This window comes from Nocardiopsis sp. MG754419 (genome assembly GCF_018207095.1).
Classification (GTDB): Bacteria; Actinomycetota; Actinomycetes; order Streptosporangiales; family Streptosporangiaceae; genus Nocardiopsis.
On the sequence record NZ_QOCZ01000060.1, the window covers coordinates 1 to 15,779 of the forward strand.

The following is a 15,779-nucleotide window of genomic DNA, read 5'->3' on the forward strand; positions in this document are numbered from 1 at the left end:
GGGAAGGGGTGTCCCATGCGCGGCGTCCGTCCCGAATGGTCGAGTCCTTACTCGACGCATGTTCCCACGAGGGCGAGGGCGGCGGGACGGTTCACCCCCGGTCAGGGGGAGGGCACGTTCCGGTCCGTGCCACCGGGGAACGGACCGGAACGCGGTGGATTACAGAGCGCCGATGTTGACGTCGATGCAGGCGTAGAACGCCATGGGGGTGTCGGCGACGTTCCAACGGGCCAGAACGGTCTGCTCGCCGCTGTAGCCGGACAGGTCGACGTCGTGGGAGAAGTTGAACGGCGGCTGGGCGCCGCCCTCGTCGAAGCTGTCGACGAGCTCGCCGTCGATGAAGTACTCCCACTCGGCGGTGGAGTGTGCGGCCGTCAGCGTCCACTCGAAGGTGGCGGAGGTGCCGACCGGGGTGACGTCCCAGCCGTAGTCGTCGTCGTTGAGCTCGGAGAAGGCTTCGTTGCCTCCGGCGCACTCCATGAGGCCCTTGGGGCCCTCGACGCTCTGCGGCTCCCACTGGATGGGCCCGCACTCGACGACACCGGCGGCGCACTGGGCCTGGCGGCTGGGCGGGTCGGAGACGTAGCCGTGGGCACTGGCGGTACCCGCGGGCATGAGGCCGAAGATCAGGGCGGTTCCGGCGGCGACGGCGGCGGTGGAACGGATCTTGCTGCGCACGGTCATGAATCGTGCCCTTCCTGTGGGTCACGACCCCAGAGGGTCGTAGCGGGGTGACCCGGACCGTCACCGGTCCAGGGGATCGGGCGGGGGTCCCACGGCCGGTTATTTCCGTGGGTCCCGGGTTCTGCCGAGAACGGTCCCCTGGTCGTCGGGAACCTCCTCCACCCGGATGCCGAAACCGTAAAGAGGGCGTCACGGCCCGTCAAGACCCCTGTGACCTTCGCTCACCGCCGGTCACCGCACCGGTGACACGTGCCGGATCGGGGCTCCGGGCCACTGGTACTGGTGGGTCCGGAGTGCGACGGGCGCCCGAACTGGAAGGACACCTTCCAGATTGGCCTCCGGTCTGGGACGACGCAGGTCCGCGAGGCGAGCGACGCGGAGGGCTCCGCTGGCAAGTCTCACCATGTGGTGATAGTTCCCTTACTCGCCGCAGGCGGGGGCCCGAACGCCCCCGGTCGGCTCCCCTTCCCACGTGAAAACACGTGGACGCCACGGACGCCCCGTGGCAGAACGGTCGCCGGTGCACCCCCACGGAAAGGCCGCCGATGATCGCCCCCGAACCCCGTTTCCTTCCCGGGCTGGAACTGTCCCGGACGCTCTACGAGCGGGCCGTGGCTCCGTTGGTGCGAGGGATCCCGCACGCCGCCGCGCTCCTGGGGCCGGGCTCGGAGGTCCTGGGCCTGGACACACCGAGGTCCACCGACCACGACTGGGGTCCCCGACTGCAACTGTTCCTGTCCCACGACCACGCGCGGGTCCACGACCTGCTCACCGCGCACCTGCCCGCGCGCGTCCACGGCCTGCCCACACGGTTCCTCCCCTTCCCCGATGATCCGGGGAGTGCCCGTCCCTCCGACTCCCCCGAGGCACGACACCGGGTGGAGGTCGTCGAGCCGGGCACCTGGCTGACCGCCCTGCTGGGCTTCGACCCGCGGGCCGGTGTGCGCCTCACCGACTGGCTGTCCACACCCACCCAGCGCCTGGCCGAAGTGACCGCCGGCGCGGTCTTCCACGACGACCTCGGGGAGATCGACGCCGCCCGGCGCGTCCTGGAGTGGTATCCCGACGACGTGTGGCGCTACGTCCTGGCCTGCCAATGGCGGCGGATCGCCCAGGAGGAACCGTTCGTGGGGCGTTGCGCCGAGGTCGGAGACCACCTGGGAGAGCGGGTGGTGACGGCGCGGCTGGTCCGCGACCTGATGCGGCTCTGCCTCCTCCTGGGCCGTCGGTATCCGCCCTACTCCAAGTGGCTGGGGTCGGTGTTCTCGACCCTGCCGGAGGCGGCCGAGGTGGGACCCGTGCTGCACCGTGCCCTGGTCTCCGCGACACCCGCCGTCGAACTGGCACGGGCCTCCTCGTTGGTCGCCGCGCTGCAGAACCGGACCGGTCTGGCCGAACCCCGTTCCACACGGACGCGCCCCTTTCACCAGCGGCCCTATCCGGTCCTGGGCGCCGATCGGTTCGCCGAGGCGCTGAAGGCGCGGATCGAGGACCCCGCGCTGGCGAGCCGGCCCCTGATCGGCGCGGTCGATCAGTACCTGGACGGCACCGACGTACTCACGCGGCCCACCACGGTCCGGGGGCTCACCACCGCAGTGGAGGGAGCCCGGGTGGGGCCCATGACGACGGAGGGACCGGACGGCGGCCTGGTCCCGAACACGGGCGGGCGCGCCACCGGCGACGCGCCGGGACGGTGACCTACGATCCAGGCATGGACCGATCGTCCGATGAATCGACGCTGCGGCGGATCCAGGCCGAGTCCGGTCTCCTCGCCGGGGCCGGGTACGCGATCCTGCTGCAGATCGCCCACCCGGCCGTCGCGCGTGGTGTGGCCGAGCACAGTGACTTCTCCTCCCGCCCTCTCGACCGTCTGCGGGGCACCCTGTACTACCTGTACGGGACCGCGCTGGGCACCGATGAGGAACGCGCGCGGGTCCAGGCGATCGTGCGGGCCATGCACCGCAAGGTGCGCGGTCCCGGTTACGACGCGCTCGACCCCGACCTGCTCCTGTGGGTCGGAGCGACCCTCTACCGCTCCGGGGAACGGCTGCACGATCTGGTCGTCGGCGAACTCGATCCGCGCGAGCGCGCGGCGTTCCTCCGTGAGGCGTCGGTGTACGCCACCGCGCTCGGCCTGCCCCCGGAGGCGTGGCCCGCGGACCCGGAGGAGTTCGACGCGTACTGGGAGCGGGCCTGTTCTCGGCTGGAGGTCGGACCGGTCGCACGTGAACTGGCCGGGGAGGTGTTCCGACCACGGAACCGGCTGCTGTGGCCGCTCACGCTCACCCAGCGGTTCCTCACCGGTGGTCTGCTGCCGGCGGGCCTTCGGCGCGACTTCGGTATCCCGTGGTCGGCGGCGAAGCAGCGCCGGTTCGACCGACTCATGCGGGTGACCAGGGCGGTGTACCCGCGGATTCCACGCCCGGTGCGGACGCTGCCGTCCCGGCTGTACCTGCGGTCGATGCGCCGCCGGGGCGGGTGGCCGACCGCCCGGGGTTCCGCGCACGGCGGCCGCCGCTTCGCCTAGCCACCGTGGGTCGGACCACGGGGGTGCGCGTTCGTTCGGGCGCCGACGCGAGGCCCGAGGACACGACCTAAGCGTCCAGGGCCCGTAGTGCCTCTCGGGCACGGTCGACCTCGGAGAGCCCGAGTTCCTCGAAGGTCCGGAGCGCGTCGGCGAGGAGTTCGCGCGCCCGCTCGGTCTTGACCACGGTCACGGGCAGGACCGCGAGTTCGAGGGCGGCCCGGGCCTCGGTGTAGCGCTCGTTCCGCTCGGCGGCGATCGACAGGGCCTTGAGCAGGGCCTCCGACGCCTCCTCGTACCGCCCGCCGGCGGCCCGGGTGACCCCCAGGTCGGTGAGGATCTCGGCCTCGCCGCTGTGGCCGCTCCCCTCCTCCTTCAGTTCGAGCGCGGCCCCGTGCTCCTCCAGGGCCTCCGCCATCCGCCCCGAAGCCCGGAAGGCCACTCCCAGTGAGTTGCGCACGTAGATCTCGTTGGTCCGGAGCCGGAAACGTTGGGAGAGTTCCAGGGCCTCCCGCAGGTCCCGGACGGCCTCCTCCAGTTCACCGCGGCCGGTCCTGGCCTCGCCCATCACCCGCTTGATGTAGGCCTGGTTGGTCTCCAGGCCGATCTGCGCGGCGGCCCGGGCGGAGTTCTCCGCGCACCTGAGCGCGTCGTCGTGTTCGCCGAGCGTCTGGTGCAGGACGGCGAGGTTGCCCCACTGCAGGGCCGCGATCTTCTGGTCGCCCTTGTTCACTGCGTAATCCAGGGCGCCCTTGATGCACGCGGCGGAGTCCCGGAAGCGTCCGACCCGTTCGTAGACCATGCCGAGGTTGGCGAGGGCCCGGCTCGCTCCGTGCTCGTCCCCGATCTCCTGGAGGATGTCGCGGGCCTCGCCGAACAGCGTGATCGCACTGTTGAAGCGGCCCGAGATGTACTGGGCGATCCCCAGCCCGATGGTGGTCACCGCGCGTCCGCGCCGGTTCCCCTGCTTGTCGCTGGCCTGGAGCGCCTTCTCGTGCGAGGTCAGCAGGAGCCCCATGCGTCCGCGCAGTGCGTAGAACCGCCACACGGAGTCGGCCATCTTCCAGGCCTCGTCACCGTCGTCGCGCGCGGCGTAGAAGTCGACGACGTCGGCGATGTTGTCCTGGTGCCGGTCGAACCAGGCCTCGGCGCCCGCCCTGGTGAGGATCTCGACCTGGTACCGGGAGATGTGCGCCGTCTCCTCCTCGTCCTGGTGCCCGCTCGGCCCGAGGAGTTCGGCGGCGCGTCTGGCCCCGGCCCTGTAGTGACCGGCGAGCCGTACACGGGCCGCCTCGGCCTCGTCGGTGTCGAGTTCGGTGACCCCTCGGTAGCGGGAGAAGTCCCCCACCAGGTCGTGGAACCGGTATACGTCGCCACTGAGCTCGTCCAGGAGGCACACCCCGACCAGCTCCTGCAACAGGTCGTCCGCGTCCTCCGGTTCCATGTCCAGGAGCGCCGCCGCCCCGTGCAGGTCCACGGTGGTGCCGAGCATCGCCCCGAGCAGGAGGAACGCCCGCCGTTGCTCGGGGTTGAGGCTCTGGTACGAGAGGTCGATGACCGCTTCGACGTTCTGTCCGTCGACCTGGAGTTCCCGGAACCGTCGGCTCCGTTCGCTCAGTCGCCGCTCGACGTGCTCGAACGACCACCGGGGGCGGCTGAGCAGCCGTCCGGCGACGACGCGCAACGCCAGGGGCAGGCCACCACAGATCCGCGCGACCCTGAGCGCCTGTTCCTGCTCGCGGAGCACCCGTTCCTCGCCCAGGACCTTGGAGAACAGCTTCAGGGCCGAATCCTCACCGAGCATGCCCAGGGAGAGGTAGTCGGTGCTGCTGATCCCGGCCAGGTCGTTCCGTGTGGTGATGAGCGTGAGGGTCTCGGGCGCCGAGGGGAGGATCGGGTTCACCTGGGCGTAGCCGACCGCGTTGTCGAGGACGACGAGCACCCGTCGTCCCCGCAGCGTGGCGCGCCACAGGGCGGAACGTTCGTCCACGGTGTCCGGCAGGGCGTCGGCCGGTACCCCCACGGCGCGCAGCAACGAGCCCAGCGCCGCCCGGGCGTCGAGGGGGTCCTTCTCGGCCGTGTACCCGTACAGGTCGATGAACAGCTGTCCGTCGGGGAAGGAGGGCATGAGTTTGTGCCCGGCGCGGACGGCGAGGGTGGTCTTGCCCGAACCTCCGCTCCCGGACAGCACGCAGACCCGGGCCCGCTCCCCGTCGGGTTCCTTCAGGCCCAGAAGGTGGCCCAGGGAGTCCTCACGGCCGGCGAAGTCGGGGATGTCCCGTGGCAGGTCGTTGCGGACGACGAACCCGTCCTCCGTCGAGGGGACGATCGCCCTGGTCCCCTTGGGCGGGGTCGCCTGCGTGGTGTCGGCGCGCAGGATCTGCGCGTGCAGGGACACCAGTTCGGGGTCGGGGTCGACCCCGAGTTCCTCGGCCAGGCGGGTGCGGATCTCCTCGAAGGCGGACAGTGCCGCGGCCCGCTCGCCGACGCGCCAGAGGGCGGTGATGTACAGGTGGTGGATGCGCTCGCGCAGGGTCTCCTCGCGGACGATCGGGGTCAGGTAGGAGACCACCTCCCCCGCACGGTCCAGTTCGAGCGCGCAGAAGGCCCACTCGGCCACCGCCGACCAGCGCTCCTCCAGCAGCGGCGTGACCAGGGAGTAGAAGAGGTGTTCGGAGCCCACACCGGAGAACGGGATGCCCCTCCAGCACCGCAGCGCCTCGGACCACCGAGGTTCGGCCACCTCCGGTGGCGCGGCGACGGCCTCGTTCCGCAGCCGCCGAAAGCGGTGCAGGTCGACCTGCTCGGGAGGAGCGTCGGCGAGGTAGCCCCCCGACGTCGTGCTGATCAACCCGGGGAACAGTCGGCGCAGATGCGAGATCTGCACCTGGATGACGGAACGTGCGGTTCTCGGCGGGTCGTCACTCCACAGGTAGCCAATCAACTGATCGAAAGTGACTTCACGGCCCAGGTGCGCCAGTAAGACGCCCAGCACGCATCGCTGACGCGGCCCTCCCACGGCAAGGGGACGTCCGTCAGACCATGCGGCAATGGGTCCAAGCACGCCGAAATTCACAGTTCGCAACCCTAGCAAGCGCCAGGGTGAACACGGATAACGGAAAGCAGGCCGACGGCTCCGAGTACTCTCCTCCCGGGTACTCGGAGCCGTCGGCTGCGGGAAAGCCGGAACTACTCGTTTTCGGGCTTGTCCTCCGGCTTGGGCTCATCGCTCTCGGAGGGCTCCTGCTCCTTGGGCGTGGGCTCTTGCCAAGGCTGCATCTTGTCGACCAGGAACTCGCCATGGGTGTCGGCGACGATCGCCTCGAACCGCTCGTCCACCGTCAGCATCTTCGGCACTCGAACTCCTCTTCTGACCGCACTCGTGTAAAGCCGCAACGTGGCCCTACGTCGTCTTCGAAGCGTCGTGGGACTCACCACCCTCCGGCGGAACCGCCATCCGTGGCGCCCTCCGCCTGGGGGTCCGCCACGGATGGCCCGGGTCCGAAACGTCGCCGGACCGGTGTCTGCCGCACGAGCCGTCCTCTCGTGAGCACCGGTCGCACCGAACGGACTTCACACTAGAGAGATCCTCTTCCGAGGTGCTTTCAAAAGGCTTTCAATACCCAAGGGAGAACCCAAGGTGGTCCGATGGGCACCCATTGTCGACCCGGGCCCTCTTCGGGTTCAACCCCACCCCCGAATTCCACACCATGCGTAGTTCTTTATGCACCATGCGTGATTCTTCGTGCGAATTCGATAGGCGCCCCGCATTCTCCGCGCAGGCGTGACCCTCCGCGAGGTCCGCCGGGCGCCCGGCGGTGGGCGCCTTCGGCCCCGACCGCACCCGCGCCGCGGGAGGTCGCAGGGCACGGGAGGCAGACGTCGGCCCGGACCGGGAGAAGGGCTGCGGAAGACCTCGGGGTGGCCATAGGTTCAAGACATCAAGGGGGTGCGTCCCCGCGCACCCCGTTGTCCACAGGGTGCGGTGGGTGATTCGCGCACCGGAGGTGAACGGACTGATCGGAGGGCCTGATGCAGGAGGGCGACGGAAACGGCTGGGTGGAACTGCCCGACGGCTCCCGGAGGTGGGGGCTGTACGGCGCCGCCGGGCTGTTGTTGTACGCCACCGACGCGGCCGGGGCCGGGCACGTGCTGCTCCAGCACCGTGCGGGCTGGACCCACATGGGCGACACCTGGGGCATCCCGGGGGGAGCCCGCAACAGGGACGAGACCCCCTTGGAGGCGGCCGTGCGCGAGTTCCGCGAGGAGGTCGCGGGCGACCTCGAGGACTACACCGTGGTGGGCCGGCACGAGCACGACCTGTCGGTGTGGAGGTACGACACCTTCCTGCTGCGCATCCCCGCCCTGGTGCCGTTCCACCCGGGCAACGCCGAGAGCGAGGCCATCGAGTGGGTCCCGACCGCCGTCGCCGAGTCGCTCCCCCTGCTGCCGGCGTTCCGTTCGGCCTGGCCCCACCTTCACGCCGACCTGACCTCGGTCGCCGGCGGAAGCGGGAACGGCGGACCGGCGGGCACTTCCGTGGACGTCTGATCGTTGGCACGGCAGGAGCCGTGCGCGCACCTCTCGGGATGAATTCGTTCGTTCTTTCCCGAGTGCCGGGTGCCGGAGCGGCACCTCCGGGGTAAGTCAGGGACGGGCCCTGATGCGCGGGGCGCCCCGAACCACCATCCTGGTGGTGAGGGTCCCGCGGTGCGCGGAGGCCACGCGAATCGACTGGAGCTGTGAACATGACGCTGGAGCGCGGTAACGCATTCACTCCCGTCGCCTCGGCGACGATGATCTGGCCGTGGGGAGCCTCGGTTGTGGGCGGCTCCGTGGCCGGTGCCCTCTCGTTCCTGATGAACTTCGGCCTGGCCGGGATCCCCGGTGCGGTCACGACCGGAATCTTCTTCTTCGCACTGATCGGTGGCATCGGCGGTGTGCTGAGCAAGAAGAGCGACCGTCGGGGTCGCCGATGGGCCGCGACCTACCCGTTCCGCTACGCGGCCGCGCCCGCCGCGTTCGGCGGTGGAGCCACGGCCATCATCAGCTACATCGGCTCCGTGATCGGCAGCTTCGCGATCTTCAGCGGGCTGTTCGGCGGGCTCTTCCTAGGCCTGGGCGTGGGCCTGATGCTGTGGCTGATCATCGGTGTCGTCGCGGCGGTCGCCGGCAACAAGAGCTGACACGCTTTCCAAGGGCGGCCGCCACGGGCCGGCCGCCACGGACACCACGATCACGATTCAGGCAGGCGTGTGGGGACTTCCGGACCACCCTGATGGTGGTGGGCGGGAAGAGGGCTTAGGCTCGTTGTTTCCGCCCGGAGCGGATCACGACACTCACCTAGGGGAGACAACCGGCGCCGATGACTGAAGCTGCCCGTCAGAAGATGGTCGAGCGGGTCCGCGGGCTCCTTCGCATGGCGGAGGACCCCGCGGTCACTGATGCCGAGAGCCAGGCGTTCACCGCCAAGGCCGCCGAGCTGATGACCCGTCACGCGATCGCCGAGGCCGAGGCCCGCGCCGAGCGGGGCGAGGAACCGGACGCGATCAGCCGCATGGACCACACCGTCACCGGGGTGGGCGGCCACGGCAAGGCCCGGGTCAAGGCCCTGGCCGACATCGCCGCCGCCTACGGCTGCCAGTCCGCGGTGCGAGGGAACAACTCGGAGAACACCGACCGCGTCATCATCCTGGTGGGCACCGCGAGCGCGTTGGACGCGCTGCGGATCCTCCTGCCGTCCATCTCCATGCAGATGGAGGCGTCGGCCAAGTTCATGAGTTCGGCGCACGTCACCGACATCAGGGAACTGCGCAACTACACGAGGTCGGAACTGGAGACCGAACGGAAGCGCTACTACCGTTCCTTCGTCCGCGCCTACGGGCAGGCGGTGGCCGAACGCATTCGTGAGTTCCGCGCCCGGCTTCAGAGAATGGCCTCGCCCGAAACCGGAGCCGGCGGGGTTACCGACAGTGACGGGAACAGTTCCGTTCGCGGGGCCGAACTGGTGCTACGCGATGATCTGCAACGGGTCAACGAAGAGTTCCACAAGCAGTTCCCACAGTTGCGTAAACACCGCCCCGAGCGCACCCACAGCCCCGCCGGACACAGGGCCGGATACCGCCGTGGACGCCAGGCGGAGCTGGGTTTGGAGACCCCGGTGACCAGTGGTGGAACCTCCACTCTGGCCGAGGGCGAATAGCCGCTCACCCCGAGTTGTCCACAGGTTGTGCACAGTTTCCACAGGAACTTCGTTTTCCCATGTCACAGGGGAAATGCGAGCTGTTTCGAGAGGCGTTTCGGGTCTCTCAGTGGCCGATCACACCGGGTTATCCACAGGCTGGGGAGTCGACCTGTGGATAACTTGCGGACCGTTCTGGGGACGACTTCGCCAAGAAGAGTGAATCCGCTGGTCAAGTGCTACGCAAAGGCTGCACCAAGTAGCGGAACGTGGGCTGTTCGCCCTCCTTCGCCGGCACATCCGTGAACACGGCGGGTTTCGTCGCCTCGGTGAAGTTGAGGTACGCCGTGGTGGACTCCACCCCGGAGAGCCCGTCGACCAGATAGTCGGGCTTGAACGCCACCCGCAGGGGATCACCCTGGTAGTCCACCGGGAGGGCCTCCACCGCCTGGGCGTCCTCACCGGAGCCGGCCTCCAGAACCACCTCACCCTCCGTGAACGCCAACCGGAGCGGCGTGTTTCGGTCCGCCACCAACGCGACCCGCTTGATCGCCTCCAGCAACGGACCCACCGCCACCTCGGCCCGCCCGGAGAAGTCGGTGGGGAACCAGGAGGCGTACTTGACGAAGTCACTGTCGATCAGCCGGGTGGTCGTGCGCCGCTCACCGTTGGCGAAGCCGATCATGCCCTCGCCCGGAGACAGGCTCACGCCCTGCCCGACCGCGACCGTGGACAGCGCGATGTCGACGTTGGAGCGACCGATCAGGCCCCGCACGGTGTTGGCCAGGGTGCGGGCCGGGACCAGCGCGGACAGGTCCACACCGGGATCCTCCGGCCGCCACCACAGTTCGCGGACCGCGATCCGGTAGCGGTCGGTGGCCACGACCGTCAGTGCGTCGCCGGTGAAGTCAAGGTAGGCGCCTGTCAGCATGGGCAGGGTGTCGTCCCTGCTGGCCGCCGGGGTCACCTGCCGCACCGCCGCGGCGAACGCGTCGGCCGGCACGGAGCCGATCCTCCCCGGCATGCCCGGCAGGCTCGGGTAGTCCTCCAGCGGCATGGTGATGAGCGTGAAGCGGGCGGAGCCCCCGCGCACGTTCACCTTGGGCCCGTCCGTGTCGATGTGCACCGAGCCGGACGGCAGGTTGTTGACGATCTCCGCGAGCAGGCGCCCGGGAACCAGTACCGCCCCGGGTTCCTCGGAGAGGACCTCGACCGAGGCGCGCGTGGAGACTTCGTAGTCGAACCCGGACAGGTGCAGCGTGGTGCCGTCCTCGGAGACCTCCACGCGCATCCCCGCCAGGACGGGTACCGCGTGCCGTGTGGGCAGTGCCCGCGCGGTCCAGGAGACCGCCTCGGCGAACGCGTCGCGATCCACTCGAATTCTCACCGCACGGCCTCCTCGTCTGCCCGATCCGCTCTCCAGGTGAACGTACCCAGAGGCCACGACAATCGGCGGTCCGCGCACGAGGAGGATCGCGGACGTGAGCGGCCCCGGTCGGACGGCGGAAGGGGTGTCGGACCGGGGCCGATACGGAGGGTTACTTCCTGTTGGGCTTGAGCGTCCACATGATGGTCATCCGGCCGGTGACGGTGCCGTCCTCGGTACGGATCTCCACCTCGATGGGGAACTCGGGACGCCGACCCGCGTCCAGTTCGGCGATGATCTCCTCGCGCGGACGGGACAGCGTGGCCTCGGCGGTGAGGTCGCCCATGGCGACCTTGAGGTAGTCGATCGTGGCGGTGGTGGTGACGGGCACGGCGCGGTCGAGCGTGTCCCCGAAGGTGCCGATGATGATGGCGCCCGAGGCCGACTCGGCCAGCGTGAACATCACACCCGCGTGCGGGCCTCCGATGTGGTTCCGGTGGTTCGGGTCATCGGGAAGGTGCATGCTGACGCGCCCGTGCTCCACGTCGATGAATTCGAGCCCGAGGTGCCGAGCGAACGGCACCGCGGCGAGGAACCCGGACTTCACGAACTCCGCCGTCTCGGCGTCCATTTTCTCCATGACACCCAGGTTACTCACGAGTAACCCATCCGCGCCACCCCTGACCGAACACCCCTGCGTTCCGCTCGGTCGTGTGGGCTACCATGTCTGGCGGAGAGGGCGATGCTCTCCCCGGGAGGGTTCGCATAGCGGCCGAGTGCAGTGCTCTTGAAAAGCACCAAGTCCTTGACGGGGCTTCATGGGTTCAAATCCCATACCCTCCGCCGAATCCCCAGGCCACAGGCTTGTAGGGGAAGCAGAGAAGGCCGGTGAGCCGGGTCCATCGCACATTTATCGCACATGGACCGGCACACCGGCCTTCGTCGTCTCCGGCCTCAGGCGGCCAACACCTTCTGCCGAGCGTCGTCCATCGCGTCGGCCACCTCGTCCAGCCGATCCGGGAACAGGTGCCCGTAACGGTCCAGGGTCATCGTCGCGCTCTTGTGCCCGAGCATGGCCTGCACGACCTTGACGTCCGCCCCGGCCGCGATCGCCAGTGACGCGGCGGTGTGCCTGAGCTTGTGCGGGGTCAGCGCCAAACCGTCCAGGCCGGCTTCCTTCACCGCCATGGCGAACTCACGGTTGCGCCAGTTCCGGATGCGTAGCGGCGCACCTCGCTTGGTCGTGAAGAGCAGAGCGTCCACCGGCCGCCCCTCCACGAAGGTCCGCAGTTCGGAGACGAGCGACCGTGGCACCGGCACGGTCCGAAACTTCCCGTTCTTCGGAGCCTGCTCCACGAGCGCCCCGTCCACTTCGGCGAAGGTGACCACCACCCGGACCCGGCGCCGCTTCAGATCGACCCTGCCCACCCGCAGAGCGGCGGCCACACTCCACCGCATACCCGTGTAGGCCAGCAGAAGGACGAGCGCACGGCTCACCCTGGCCGAGGCGAGTTCCTGTCCGTACTTGGTCCGCAGGGTGAGGGAGGCGTTGGCCAACCGCTCCACCTGGGCGTGGTCGAGGTAGACGTGTTCGGCCTCGGAGGGCTTGGGTAGAGGCACGCCCTTGGCCGGGTTGAAGGGGATGCGTCGAGGTACGCACCAGCCCAGGACCATGGACAGCACCACGTGGGCCTGCCGAGTTTGTGAGGCACCCAGGTTGCTACCTCCCTCCTCCCGCGGCTTCTGGAGTTGCGCGACCCAGACGGCGATGTCCTCGGAGTGCACTGCCGAGAGTGCGTGGTCCCCCCACCGGGGAAGGACGTGGTTGTCCAGGACGGCCCGGTACTGCCACCACGTCGAGCGCTTGATGTCCGTCCGGGTGACGAGCCACTTCTCCGCCATCACCCCCACGGAGACCTTCGCGTCCCGAGGGTTGCGGTACGAGCCCTCGTGAAAGCTGTTCTCGATCTCGGTCTGCTTCTTCTCTGCGTCCGGCTTCCGGTGGAACACACCGCCGCTCTTGAGCTTTCCGGAGGGGTTGTAGTACCGGACCCACCAGCGAGCGGGAGGGGTGCGCTTGGCGGTCTTGGCCTTCTTCACCGCCTCCACGAACGCCTTGTCCTTGGTGCGGTCGTACACCCACGCGCGAGCCATCGGGGTGGTCTCCTTTCCTGGGTTACTGGTCGCACACCCAGGTGCGGACCTCGGAGGGCACGTAGCGCACGTAGCGGCCGATGCGGTGGGAGGGAGGTCCGTCGCCCTTGTAGCGCCACTCGTAGAGGGTCTTGGCCGGCACACGGAGGTAGGCGGCGGTGTCGGTGACCGACCACAGACCGGTGGTGGAGTGGGGTCCGGTGGGGGTGGTCGCGGTACTCATGCGGCCCTCGTCTCATCGGTTGCCGAAAGATCGTTCTGTCGTGCGGCGTGAAGCTGGGTGCGGCGTTTGAGTGCTTCGCCCACCGCCCGCAGGAGACGACGTTCGCGGGGAGCCACGTCGGGATCGGTGGGCAACGCCAGTTCCCAGGCGAAGTCGCCGGAGTCGACCGAGGTCAGCACCGGGGAACGCTGGTTGCCTCCTTCGCCCTGGTCCTCGCCTGTGGGGTTCACACCGAGCGCTTCCAGAACCCAGGTCAGGCGGTCGGCTTTGTGGTCGGCCAGGGTCTTGCCGGACCACTTGCGGGAGACCAGGACGCGGCGTCCGGCGTAGCCCAGGTGTTCGCGTCGGTGGGCCTTGGAGCGGCAGAACCCGGGCCGGAGCCCTGCTTTGGGGTCCTGGGGTTGGATCCCGTACCGGAGCCAGTTGGCGCACCGGGGAGAGCAGGGTTCGAACCGGAGGGTGTGCATGAGCCGGTCCACGTGCTGTTCCTGCCGCACGGTTTCGGCCGCGTGGCAGTCCGCGATGTCCTTGGTCAGGTACTTGGCCAGGTAGCGCACACACCGCGCGGCGTCCTCGGTCCCGGCCACGACCCCTTTGGCGTCGACCTGCTTGCCGAACCGCACCACGTGGAAGGGTTCCGCCTCAGGATCGGCGTCGATCGCGTCCAGCGCCTCATCCCAGGTCGGGAGGACTTCGCCGGTCGATGTGTCGACATAGCCTCCTGTCTCCATGTCCCACGCGGGCAGGTGTTCACCCTCGTACCGGACCGTGTCGGCCGAGGGCCACCAGACCTGGTGGTAGGTCGCGGCGGCGATCTGGCGCAGCTCCGAGCGCGGGAGGGTGCCGCGTGTGGCCATGTGCAGGTGTGGAGTCAGACGCCGTTGGGGTTCGACGGAGGCGAAGTACTGCACGTCGAACCCGGCGACCCGGCGCAGGTTCTGCACGAACCGGTCCACGAGCTTGGAGAAGTGCAACGTGTCCCGAGCGGCCCGCCGATAGTCATACGTGGAGAAGTCGACCGGGGTGCCATCGGACCGGACCCGCCCGTAGGAGTCCAGGGTCAGGGTCAGGAACAGGGAGGGGCGGAACACCTTCCCGGAGTCGGGGTCGGTGAAGGCCCGTCCCACGGTCTTGCGGGTCATGGGTCGTTTGGGCAGGTCGGGCACGTCCTGACGCCTCTTGGTGGATCGGACCCGACGCGGCCCCGACTCGGAGGAGGCGGAGCGGGTGACCGAGCCCCGCAGGCCGGAGGCGGTGATCTCTTCGTCCAGGTCGGCGATAGCGGCATCCAGCGCCGAGAGCTGTTCGGGAGCGGCCGCCCCGGTGGCGGCGAGGTGGTCGCGTTCGGCGGTGACCATGGCCCGCTGTTCCACCCACTGCTGTTGCTGCTGCGTGGGTGGGTCGGGCTTGACGATGGGTTCGGCTTCCAGGTGCCAGCCCTCTTCGCACTGAGTTCTGCGAAGGCTGCGTTTCCTCTTTGCGCAGGCCGGACAGCGCGATTCGAGTGTGGACCCGCAGGGGACGTCGATCACCTGTGTTTGGCCGGTCCCGATATCGGTACGCCGTAGAGAGACAGGTCGGATGCACACACCGTGGTCGGCGGCGACCTGTTCGGCCACCTCACGGGCCAGGGGTTGCGCCAGCCGTTCGGCCCGTGTCGACTTACCGGTAGGAGTCGGCATCAGCCCACCCCCGTACAGCGCACTGAGAGGGAGAGACGATCAGCGATCATTCCACGAGCGAACCCCGCAAGGTGCACCTGATCGCACCCGCTTTGAGCCTGCTGGCGTTCATAGCCGGTGCTCTCTCGGCCTACGTGAACCAGATCCCGGTGTTCCTGGTCTTCTTCGTACTGGCAGCCCTGTTCGCAGCTACCTTCCTCGCGTACATGCTGGTGAAGCTCTACCGCCAAGGTCAGCACGCTTCCACCTCCTCGGAAGACCCGTAGTTCTCAGCCATAGCGGTGATGTCGTCATCACAGACGAACGCGGCCCGTACCCGCACCGGGGACGGCGACGTTTCCAGGCGCACGTAGGCCACCCATGACATGGAAGAGGCGCACCGTTGAAGAGCTATTACCTGGGGTGGGGGTACCTGATTCTTGGTCTGCTGTGGGCAGGGTGGGGCATCACCCGGCTTTTCCTCTACGGCCCCTCGCTGGGCCTGGTGTGGCAACTGTTCGGGGCGCTGGCCTTCTCGGGGATCGGATTGCTCTGGTTCCGCGACCATCGACGCAAGCGGCATCAGGAAACCTCCTCGTCCACAGAGCCCGAGGAGCCCACCGCGTAGCCGCCCGCCATGGCGGTGATGTCGGCGGCGACCTGTTCGGCCACCTCTCGGGCCAGGGGTTGGGCGAGTCGTTCAGAGCGGGTGCTCTTACCGGTGGGCGTGGGCATCAGCGAACCCCCAACAGCAATCGAGATGGGAACCGATGAAGCTTTTCACCGGCTGTTCTTTTCTGTTCTGCGCACTGCTGTGGGGTGTTCAGGCAGTGGACCGTCTCTGGATCGATGAGACGGCCACCCCATGGCATGGATGGGCCCCCCTGTTCGCAACCGTCTGTTTCACCTTGAGTGGGCTCGGCTTTCTTCGTAGGCATTGGCAGGATCGCGCTCACGCAGCTTCTCCAGAGGAAGCGTCGGACGAT

General features: G+C 68.7%; 15 protein-coding genes and 1 tRNA gene. 7 read left to right on the top strand and 9 right to left on the bottom strand.

What is annotated here, in order from left to right:
- Positions 1-159 precede the first annotated feature (159 nt).
- Positions 160-684 carry a lytic polysaccharide monooxygenase auxiliary activity family 9 protein gene (locus DSY14_RS13785; RefSeq protein ID WP_211716940.1) on the bottom strand — a complete coding sequence of 175 codons (525 nt, stop codon included), beginning with the start codon at positions 682-684 and terminating at the stop codon, positions 160-162.
- A 545-nt stretch (positions 685-1,229) separates the two neighbouring features.
- Here DSY14_RS13785 and DSY14_RS13790 point away from each other — a divergent pair.
- A complete protein-coding gene (locus tag DSY14_RS13790) occupies positions 1,230-2,381 on the top strand; it encodes a DUF4037 domain-containing protein (RefSeq protein ID WP_211716941.1) in 1,152 nt (383 codons plus the stop codon).
- A 14-nt stretch (positions 2,382-2,395) separates the two neighbouring features.
- Positions 2,396-3,211, top strand: a complete 816-nt coding sequence (locus tag DSY14_RS13795; RefSeq protein ID WP_211716942.1) for an oxygenase MpaB family protein — start codon at positions 2,396-2,398, stop codon at positions 3,209-3,211.
- A gap of 67 nt (positions 3,212-3,278) precedes the next feature.
- Here the strand turns inward: DSY14_RS13795 and DSY14_RS13800 are convergent, their stop codons facing one another.
- The gene (locus tag DSY14_RS13800) at positions 3,279-6,095 is read right to left on the bottom strand and encodes a BTAD domain-containing putative transcriptional regulator (RefSeq protein ID WP_307851220.1); all 2,817 of its coding nucleotides are present in this window, start codon (positions 6,093-6,095) and stop codon (positions 3,279-3,281) included.
- Positions 6,096-6,397: 302 nt separating this feature from the next.
- Positions 6,398-6,565, bottom strand: a complete 168-nt coding sequence (locus DSY14_RS13805) for a hypothetical protein (RefSeq protein WP_211716944.1) — start codon at positions 6,563-6,565, stop codon at positions 6,398-6,400.
- A gap of 675 nt (positions 6,566-7,240) precedes the next feature.
- On the opposite strand from DSY14_RS13805, the gene DSY14_RS13810 reads away from it, so the two are divergent.
- From DSY14_RS13810 to DSY14_RS13820, 3 genes are all read left to right on the top strand, one after another.
- Positions 7,241-7,759, top strand: a complete 519-nt coding sequence (locus DSY14_RS13810) for an NUDIX hydrolase (protein ID WP_211716945.1) — start codon at positions 7,241-7,243, stop codon at positions 7,757-7,759.
- Positions 7,760-7,956: 197 nt separating this feature from the next.
- Positions 7,957-8,394, top strand: coding sequence for a hypothetical protein (locus DSY14_RS13815; RefSeq protein WP_211716964.1), 438 nt, complete (start codon positions 7,957-7,959; stop codon positions 8,392-8,394).
- 203 nt (positions 8,395-8,597) lie between these two features.
- Positions 8,598-9,410 carry a DUF2786 domain-containing protein gene (locus DSY14_RS13820; protein WP_211716965.1) on the top strand — a complete coding sequence of 271 codons (813 nt, stop codon included), beginning with the start codon at positions 8,598-8,600 and terminating at the stop codon, positions 9,408-9,410.
- Between the two features lie 211 nt (positions 9,411-9,621).
- On the opposite strand, the gene dnaN is transcribed toward DSY14_RS13820, so the two are convergent.
- The gene (dnaN, locus tag DSY14_RS13825; protein ID WP_211716966.1) at positions 9,622-10,764 is read right to left on the bottom strand and encodes a DNA polymerase III subunit beta; all 1,143 of its coding nucleotides are present in this window, start codon (positions 10,762-10,764) and stop codon (positions 9,622-9,624) included.
- Between the two features lie 163 nt (positions 10,765-10,927).
- Positions 10,928-11,386, bottom strand: coding sequence for a DUF4442 domain-containing protein (locus tag DSY14_RS13830; protein WP_211716967.1), 459 nt, complete (start codon positions 11,384-11,386; stop codon positions 10,928-10,930).
- Between the two features lie 123 nt (positions 11,387-11,509).
- On the opposite strand from DSY14_RS13830, the gene DSY14_RS13835 reads away from it, so the two are divergent.
- Positions 11,510-11,598: transfer RNA gene (locus DSY14_RS13835), tRNA-Ser, on the top strand.
- A gap of 111 nt (positions 11,599-11,709) precedes the next feature.
- On the opposite strand, the gene DSY14_RS13840 is transcribed toward DSY14_RS13835, so the two are convergent.
- From DSY14_RS13840 to DSY14_RS13850, 3 genes are read right to left on the bottom strand one after another with little or no spacing between them, the layout of a single operon-like run.
- On the bottom strand, positions 11,710-12,909 hold the full coding sequence (locus tag DSY14_RS13840; protein ID WP_211716946.1) for a site-specific integrase: 1,200 nt from the start codon (positions 12,907-12,909) through the stop codon (positions 11,710-11,712).
- 22 nt (positions 12,910-12,931) lie between these two features.
- Positions 12,932-13,132: an AlpA family transcriptional regulator gene (locus DSY14_RS13845; RefSeq protein ID WP_211716947.1), complete on the bottom strand. Its 201-nt coding sequence runs from the start codon at positions 13,130-13,132 to the stop codon at positions 12,932-12,934.
- Positions 13,129-14,814 (bottom strand): replication initiator, encoded by a 1,686-nt coding sequence (locus tag DSY14_RS13850; RefSeq protein WP_211716948.1) that lies wholly within the window; start codon positions 14,812-14,814, stop codon positions 13,129-13,131. The genes DSY14_RS13845 and DSY14_RS13850 overlap by 4 nt, the downstream gene beginning before the upstream one ends.
- A 71-nt stretch (positions 14,815-14,885) precedes the next feature.
- Between DSY14_RS13850 and DSY14_RS13855 the strand changes: the two genes are divergently transcribed.
- Positions 14,886-15,080, top strand: coding sequence for a hypothetical protein (locus DSY14_RS13855; protein WP_211716949.1), 195 nt, complete (start codon positions 14,886-14,888; stop codon positions 15,078-15,080).
- Between the two features lie 295 nt (positions 15,081-15,375).
- Here DSY14_RS13855 and DSY14_RS13860 read toward each other — a convergent pair whose 3' ends face one another.
- Complete coding sequence (locus DSY14_RS13860) at positions 15,376-15,528, bottom strand: hypothetical protein (RefSeq protein ID WP_211716950.1); 153 nt, start codon at positions 15,526-15,528, stop codon at positions 15,376-15,378.
- Positions 15,529-15,779: the final 251 nt, after the last annotated feature.

What these genes read in the sequence shown, in the direction of transcription:
- DSY14_RS13790 (WP_211716941.1), top strand. Translation starts at nt 1,230, where the DNA reads ATGATCGCCCCCGAACCCCGTTTCCTTCCCGGGCTGGAACTGTCCCGG.
- DSY14_RS13820 (WP_211716965.1), top strand. Translation starts at nt 8,598, where the DNA reads ATGGTCGAGCGGGTCCGCGGGCTCCTTCGCATGGCGGAGGACCCCGCG.
- DSY14_RS13860 (WP_211716950.1), bottom strand. Translation starts at nt 15,528, where the DNA reads ATGCCCACGCCCACCGGTAAGAGCACCCGCTCTGAACGACTCGCCCAA.
- DSY14_RS13815 (WP_211716964.1), top strand. Translation starts at nt 7,957, where the DNA reads ATGACGCTGGAGCGCGGTAACGCATTCACTCCCGTCGCCTCGGCGACG.
- DSY14_RS13830 (WP_211716967.1), bottom strand. Translation starts at nt 11,386, where the DNA reads ATGGACGCCGAGACGGCGGAGTTCGTGAAGTCCGGGTTCCTCGCCGCG.
- DSY14_RS13850 (WP_211716948.1), bottom strand. Translation starts at nt 14,814, where the DNA reads ATGCCGACTCCTACCGGTAAGTCGACACGGGCCGAACGGCTGGCGCAA.
- DSY14_RS13795 (WP_211716942.1), top strand. Translation starts at nt 2,396, where the DNA reads ATGGACCGATCGTCCGATGAATCGACGCTGCGGCGGATCCAGGCCGAG.
- DSY14_RS13845 (WP_211716947.1), bottom strand. Translation starts at nt 13,132, where the DNA reads ATGAGTACCGCGACCACCCCCACCGGACCCCACTCCACCACCGGTCTG.
- DSY14_RS13840 (WP_211716946.1), bottom strand. Translation starts at nt 12,909, where the DNA reads ATGGCTCGCGCGTGGGTGTACGACCGCACCAAGGACAAGGCGTTCGTG.
- DSY14_RS13810 (WP_211716945.1), top strand. Translation starts at nt 7,241, where the DNA reads ATGCAGGAGGGCGACGGAAACGGCTGGGTGGAACTGCCCGACGGCTCC.
- DSY14_RS13785 (WP_211716940.1), bottom strand. Translation starts at nt 684, where the DNA reads ATGACCGTGCGCAGCAAGATCCGTTCCACCGCCGCCGTCGCCGCCGGA.